Genomic DNA, 6,015 nt, shown 5'->3' with positions numbered 1-6,015 from the left:
GGTATGGCTGTGCGTGCAGATCTCGTTCTCGGGCCTTCGCGGGCGCGGCGGGGCTGGTTTCGCTACCGGCCTGATGTGGACCTTCATGCCCAAGCTGGAGAGCGAGCGGCCGCACTATCTGGTGGTCAACGCCGACGAGTCCGAACCGGGCACCTGCAAGGACCGCGAGATCCTGCGCTATGATCCGCACCTGCTGATCGAGGGCTGCCTGGTGGCCAGCTACGCGATCCGCGCGCACGCCTGCTACATCTACATCCGCGGCGAATACGTCGAGGAACGCGAGCACCTGGAAGCCGCGATCGCCCAGGCCTATGCGGCTAAGCTGATCGGCAAGGACAACGTCTTCGGCTGGCCGTTCGACCTCTATGTAACGCACGGGGCCGGCGCCTACATCTGCGGCGACGAGACCGCGCTGATGGAGAGCCTGGAAGGCAAGAAGGGCCAGCCGCGCCTGAAGCCGCCATTCCCGGCCGGCGCCGGCATCTACGGCTGCCCGACCACCATCAACAACGTCGAGACCATCGCCACGGTGGGCTCGATCCTGCGGCGCGGCGCGCAGTGGTTCGCGGGCTTCGGACGGCCGAACAACACCGGCACCAAGCTGATGGCGATCTCCGGCCACGTGCTGAAGCCCTGTGTGGTGGAAGAGGTTATGTCGATCCCGCTGCGCCAGTTGCTGGAAGAGCACTGCGGCGGCATCCGTGGCGGCTGGGGCAACCTGAAAGCTGTAATCCCGGGCGGTTCCTCCACCCCGCTGATCACGGCCGAGATGGCCGAGACCGCGCTGATGGACTTCGACTCGCTGAAGGACATGAAGTCCGGCCTGGGCACCGCGGCGGTCATCGTCATGGACAAGGACGCCGACCTGGTGAAGGCGATCGCCCGGCTGTCGTACTTCTACAAGCACGAGAGCTGCGGCCAGTGCACCCCGTGCCGCGAAGGCACAGGCTGGATGTGGCGGGTAATGGAACGAATGGCCTCAGGTGAGGCCGAGATGCGCGAGATCGACATGCTTCTCGACGTCGCCAGCCAGGTCGAAGGCCACACGATCTGCGGCCTGGGCGACGCGGCGGCCTGGCCGATCCAGGGTCTGTTCCGCCACTTCCGCGGCGAGGTCGAGGATCGCATCAACAACTATCGCGCCGGGCGCCCCCACGTGCAGGGCGCCACACTGGTCGCGGCGGAGTAGCCCCAGATGCCCATAGCCAAGGTCAACGGGGTCGAGGTCGAGTTCGAGCCCGGCATGAACGTGCTGCAGGTGGCCGAGCTCGGCGGGGCTGAGATTCCACGTTTTTGCTACCACGAGCGGCTGTCGATCGCCGGCAACTGCCGCATGTGCCTGGTCGAGGTGAAGCCCGGGCCGCCGAAACCGCAGGCCTCCTGCGCTTTGCCGGCGGCCGAGGGCCAGGAGATCTTCACCAACACCGCGATGGTCAAGAAGGCCCGCCAGGGGGTGATGGAATTCCTGCTGATCAACCACCCGCTGGATTGCCCGATCTGCGACCAGGGCGGCGAGTGCGACCTTCAGGACCAGGCCATGGGCTACGGCCGCGACGGCTCGCGCTACGGCGAGAACAAGCGCGCGGTCGAAGAGAAGTACATGGGTCCGCTGATCAAGACGGTGATGACCCGCTGCATCCAGTGCACGCGCTGCGTCCGCTTCATCACCGAAGTCGCCGGCGTGCCGGATATCGGTCTGATCTCGCGCGGCGAAGACGTTGAAATCACGACTTATCTCGACAAGGCCGTGGCCAGCGAACTGTCGGCCAATGTGATCGACCTGTGCCCGGTGGGCGCGCTGACCCACAAGCCCTGGGCGTTCAACTATCGCCCCTGGGAGCTGAAGAAGACCGAGACCGTCGATGTGATGGACGCCATGGGCGCCGCGATCCGCGTGGATTCCCGCGGTCCCGCCGTGCTGCGCGTGCTGCCGCGCATCAACGAGGATATCAACGAGGAGTGGATCAGCGACAAGACCCGCTACGCCATCGACGGCCTGGGCCGCCAGCGCCTGGATCGGCCGTTCATCCGCCGCGGCGGCAAGCTGGTCCCGGCGACCTGGAACGAGGCGCTGGAACTGGTAGCCGACAAGCTGCGCGCCGCCGCGCCGGACCGCATCGGGGCGCTGGCCGGCGACCTCCAGGACGCTGAGTCGATGAAGGCCACGCTGGACCTGTTCCGCGGCCTGGGCTCGGCGAACCTCGACTGCCGCACCGACGGCATGGCCCTGGGCGACGGCCCGCGTGAGAGCTGGCTGTTCAATTCCACTCTGGCTGGAATCGAGGACGCCGACGTCATCCTGCTGGTCGGGACCAATCCGCGGGCCGAGGCGCCGGTGCTGAACGCGCGGCTGCGCAAGCGCTGGCTGGCTGGCGCGCTCCAAGTCGGCGTGATCGGCGAGCAGGCCGATCTGACATATGGCTACGAACACCTGGGCGCGGGTCCTGCTGCGCTCTCATCGCTGGCCGGTTCATCCAGCGCATTCGTCAAGACGCTGAAGGCCGCCAAGGCTCCGGCGATCATCCTGGGCGCGGGGGCCATGGCTCGCGCCGACGGCGCGGCCGTCGTTCAAGCCGCCGCGGCGCTGGCCAAGAGCTTTGGGATGACCTGGAACGTCCTGCATTCCGCAGCGTCTCGCGTGGGCGGCCTGGACCTCGGCTTCACGCCTGGCGAAGGCGGCAAGACGGCCGCGCAGATGACCGCCGCCGGCGGCCTGGACGTGCTGTTCCTGCTGGGCGCCGACGAGGCCGACCTGTCGGCTACGGACGCCTTCGTCGTCTACCTGGGCACCCACGGCGACGCGGGCGCACACCGCGCCGACGTGATCCTGCCGGGCGCGGCCTACACCGAGAAGAACGGCCTCTATGTGAACACCGAGGGCCGCGTGCAGTTGGGCGTGCGCGCCGTCTTCCCGAAGGGCGAGGCGCGCGAGGACTGGTCGATCCTGCGCACCCTGTCCGACCGGGTTGGCGCGACTTTGCCCTACGATTCCCTCGACCAGCTCCGGTCGCGGCTGTTCGAAGAGCATCCGACCTTCGGCCAGATCGACTACGTGGCTGGCGCGCAGGCTGCTGCTGGGCTCGACTTCGCGAGCCTGGGCGCGGCCGGCGACCTGTCCGAGGCGCCGTTCGCCACTCCGATCCGTGACTTCTACCTCAGCAACCCGATCGCGCGCGCCAGCGTGACCATGGCCGAATGCCAGGCGCTCGCCGCCGGGCCCGCGGCGATCGCGGCGGAGTAGGGCGCATGGAGGGTGCAACCAACTTCTGGGCGACGCCGGGCGGCTGGACGCTGATCACCGTCGGCCAGATCCTGGCCGTGACGGTGTGGATCCTGCTGTCGCTGGCCTTCCTGCTGCTGGCCGACCGCAAGATCTGGGCGGGCGTGCAGATGCGCAAAGGCCCCAACGTGGTCGGCCCCTTCGGCCTGCTGCAGTCGTTCGCCGACTTCTTCAAGTTCGTGCTGAAGGAGGTCGTGGTCCCGGACGGGGCCGACAAGGCGGTGTTCCTGATGGCGCCGCTGATCAGCTTCATCCTGGCCTTCGTCGCCTGGGCGGTCGTGCCACTGGCGCCTGGCTGGGTGATCGCCGACCTCAACGTGGGCGTCCTCTACCTGCTGGCGATCTCCTCGCTCGGCGTCTACGGCATCATCATGGGCGGCTGGGCTTCGAACTCGAAGTACCCATTCCTGGGCAGCCTGCGTTCGGCGGCGCAGATGGTCTCCTACGAGGTCTCCATCGGCTTCGTGATCATCACCGTGATCCTGCTGTCCGGCACCATGAACCTGCAGAAGATCGTCGAGGCCCAGGCTGGCGGTTTCTGGAACTGGTACTTCCTGGGCGGCGGCCTGGCGAACCTGCCGATGATCTTCGTCATGCTGCCGATGACGGTGATCTTCTTCATCTCCGCGCTGGCCGAGACCAACCGCCCGCCTTTCGACCTGCCGGAAGCCGAGTCCGAACTCGTGGCCGGCTATCAGGTCGAGTACTCGTCCACGCCCTACCTGCTGTTCATGATCGGCGAGTACGCGAACATCGTGCTGATGTGCGCAATGATCACCATCCTGTTCTTCGGCGGATGGCAGGCCCCGTTCCCGACGCCGTTCCTGGCCGATTGGGCGCCCACAGCAGCCAGCTTCTTCGGCTTCATGTGGTTTTTCCTGAAGACCATCTTCTTCTTCTGCATGTTCGCCATGGTGAAGGCGATCGTGCCCCGCTACCGCTACGACCAGCTCATGCGGCTGGGGTGGAAGGTGTTCCTGCCGATCTCGCTGGTCGCCGTGGCACTGGTTTCCGCCTGGCGCGTGTTCGGACCGCGCGTATGAGGACGGCTTTCGCCCTCATCCTCGTGCTCGCATGCACGGCCTGCGCCTCGGCCAGCCCCGACGGCGGCGTCGCCAACTACGACAGCCTGAGCCGAGCCGGGCAGGAATGCGCCGCCAAGGGCGGACAACTGGCGCTGCAGAACGGGGGCGATCCCCAGGTGCTGACCGACTACGCCTGCAAGAGAAAGTGACGCGTTATGTTTGAACGGATCGGACAGGCGGTTAAGGGCGCGGCGCTGCTGGACTTCGCCGGCGCCTTTGGGCTCGCGGTGAAGTACATGATCCGCCCCAAGGCGACCGTGCTTTACCCGCATGAGCGCAACCCGCAGAGCCCACGCTTCCGCGGCGAGCATGCGCTGCGCCGCTATCCCAACGGCGAAGAACGCTGCATCGCCTGCAAGCTGTGCGAGGCGATCTGCCCGGCCCAGGCGATCACCATCGAGGCCGAGCCGCGCGCCGACGGCAGCCGGCGCACGACCCGCTACGACATCGACATGGTCAAATGCATCTACTGCGGCCTGTGCCAGGAGGCTTGCCCAGTGGACGCCATCGTCGAGGGGCCGAACCTGGAGTTCGCCACCGAGACGCGTGAAGAGCTCTACTACGACAAGGAACGCCTGCTCGATAACGGGGATCGCTGGGAGCGGGAGATCGCGAAGAATCTGGAACTGGACGCGCCCTACCGCTAAGAGACGCGCGCGATTCCGAACATCCGGCCGAAGACGGCTTTTTGAGTTTTGTTGAGGGGGCTCGACCCGCCGATGGCCTTGCAGGCGATCGCATTCTATCTGCTGGCGGCAGTCACCGTCGGGGCCGGATTCTGCGTCATCTCGGCGCGCAATCCCGTGCACTCGGTGCTGTTCCTGATCCTGTCCTTCTTCTCGGCCGCGGGGCTCTTCGTGCTGCTGGGCGCGGAGTTCCTGGCGATGCTGCTGGTCGTCGTCTACGTGGGCGCGGTCGCGGTGCTGTTCCTATTCGTGGTGATGATGCTCGACGTCGACTTCACCGCGCTCAGGCAGGGCTTCGCCCGCTACATGCCGTTGGGCGGTCTGGTCGCCGGCATCCTGGCCATGGAGATGATCGTCGTGGCGAGTTCCGTGGCGACGCAGGGCGCGGCTTCGGCCAACGCCCAGCCGTTGGTGGCCACGCCTGAGTTGACCAACGCAGAGGCGATCGGTCGCGTGCTCTACACCGACTACGTCTACTTCTTCCAGGCGGCCGGCCTGGTGCTGCTGGTGGCGATGTTCGGCGCGATCGTGCTGACGCTGCGCCACAAGCCCGGCGTGCGCCGCCAGGTGATCGCCGACCAGGTCGCGCGCAGCCCCAAGACCGGCATGCGCATCGTCCAGATCAAGCCCGGCGAGGGGTTGCAGGAATGACCATCGGCCTCGTGCACTACCTGGCGGTCGCGGCCGTGCTGTTCACGCTGGGCGTGTTCGGCATCTTCGTGAACCGCAAGAACATCATCGTCATCCTGATGTCGATCGAGTTGATCCTCCTTGCGGTGAACATCAACCTGGTGGCGTTCTCGGTCTATCTGCACAACGTCGTGGGGCAGATCTTCGCCATGTTCGTGCTGACGGTCGCCGCCGCCGAGGCTGCGGTGGGGCTGGCGATCCTGGTCACCTTCTTCCGCAACCGTGGCGACATCTCCGTCGACGACGTCTCCGTGATGAAGGGCTGACGCAGCCG

7 protein-coding genes are annotated in these 6,015 nt (G+C 66.6%); all 7 read left to right on the top strand.

The features are described from left to right. Positions 1-1,189: NADH-quinone oxidoreductase subunit NuoF (nuoF, locus tag Q8R27_RS05040; RefSeq protein ID WP_305697973.1), on the top strand; the 1,189-nt coding region annotated here is incomplete at its 5' end. 6 nt (positions 1,190-1,195) lie between these two features. Further along, the gene (gene nuoG / locus Q8R27_RS05035) at positions 1,196-3,241 is read left to right on the top strand and encodes an NADH-quinone oxidoreductase subunit NuoG (RefSeq protein WP_305697972.1); all 2,046 of its coding nucleotides are present in this window, start codon (positions 1,196-1,198) and stop codon (positions 3,239-3,241) included. Between the two features lie 5 nt (positions 3,242-3,246). Then, positions 3,247-4,323, top strand: a complete 1,077-nt coding sequence (gene nuoH, locus Q8R27_RS05030) for an NADH-quinone oxidoreductase subunit NuoH (RefSeq protein WP_305594412.1) — start codon at positions 3,247-3,249, stop codon at positions 4,321-4,323. Further along, positions 4,320-4,514, top strand: coding sequence for a hypothetical protein (locus Q8R27_RS05025; RefSeq protein WP_305697971.1), 195 nt, complete (start codon positions 4,320-4,322; stop codon positions 4,512-4,514). The genes nuoH and Q8R27_RS05025 overlap by 4 nt, the downstream gene beginning before the upstream one ends. 6 nt (positions 4,515-4,520) lie before the next feature. Beyond that, the gene (nuoI, locus tag Q8R27_RS05020) at positions 4,521-5,012 is read left to right on the top strand and encodes an NADH-quinone oxidoreductase subunit NuoI (RefSeq protein WP_305697970.1); all 492 of its coding nucleotides are present in this window, start codon (positions 4,521-4,523) and stop codon (positions 5,010-5,012) included. A 72-nt stretch (positions 5,013-5,084) separates the two neighbouring features. Continuing rightward, a complete protein-coding gene (locus Q8R27_RS05015; protein WP_305697976.1) occupies positions 5,085-5,702 on the top strand; it encodes an NADH-quinone oxidoreductase subunit J in 618 nt (205 codons plus the stop codon). Continuing rightward, positions 5,699-6,007 carry an NADH-quinone oxidoreductase subunit NuoK gene (gene nuoK, locus Q8R27_RS05010; RefSeq protein ID WP_305697969.1) on the top strand — a complete coding sequence of 103 codons (309 nt, stop codon included), beginning with the start codon at positions 5,699-5,701 and terminating at the stop codon, positions 6,005-6,007. Before Q8R27_RS05015 ends, nuoK begins: the two co-directional genes overlap by 4 nt. The last annotated feature ends 8 nt before the right edge of the window (positions 6,008-6,015 follow it).

This window comes from Phenylobacterium sp., assembly GCF_030697305.1.
Lineage (GTDB): Bacteria > Pseudomonadota > Alphaproteobacteria > Caulobacterales > Caulobacteraceae > Phenylobacterium.
The sequence above is the reverse complement of the archived record's forward strand: the minus strand, read 5'-3'. Positions and strand labels throughout refer to the sequence as shown.